This is a genomic window from Streptomyces sp. AC627_RSS907, from assembly GCF_019049165.1.
The window spans coordinates 1-670 of sequence record NZ_JAGMUE010000338.1; the positions used below are offsets into that span (position 1 = coordinate 1).

Annotated in this window: 1 protein-coding gene; it reads left to right on the top strand. The window is 74.5% G+C overall.

Annotated elements, in window-relative coordinates; genetic code table 11:
* Positions 1-117: 117 nt before the first annotated feature.
* Positions 118-670, top strand: a 553-nt coding sequence (locus KUM32_RS35605) for a TetR/AcrR family transcriptional regulator C-terminal domain-containing protein (protein WP_308408805.1), incomplete at its 3' end; no start/stop codon positions are given.

Below are 670 nucleotides of genomic sequence, written 5' to 3' on the forward strand. Positions count from 1 at the left end.
AAGCGGAAGCGGTGGGACAGCGGGACCAGTGCGATAGCGCGACCGATGCGGCAGCGGGACCGGTGGGGACAGCGGAACGACCCAGCGCGTCTGGGCGTCGGACGAAAGTGGGACACCGTGGGTGAAGCGCGCGGCCAGCGCGGCGGCGGGGACGTACGGAGCGTGTGGCTGCGGCCCCGGCGCACCTCGCGCGGCGAGCCCCCGCTGTCCCGCGCGCGCATCGTCGAGGCCGCCGTCGCCCTGCTCGACGAGGAGGGCATCGACCGGCTCACCATGCGACGGCTCGCGGAACGCCTCGCCGTCATGGCCCCGTCGCTGTACTGGCACGTCGACACGAAGGACGACGTCATCGACCTCGCCGTGGACGCGATCTTCGGCGAGGTGCCCCCGGCCGCGGACCGGACCGGGGACTGGCGGGCCGACGCGACCGCCGTGCTGACCGCGTGGCGCGCCGCGCTGCTACGTCACCCGTGGGCCGCCGCGGTCCCCGCCCGCCGCCGGCCGACCATCGGCCCGCACTTCCTGGCCTGGATGGAGATCCTCCAGGCCACGCTGGTGCGCGCGGGCTTCACCGATAAGGGCCTGTCCGCCGCGACCTGGGCGCTCTACAACCACGTGATGGGCTCGGCCGCGTCCGAGACGGCCCTGCACATCACGGACGAGGAACGCC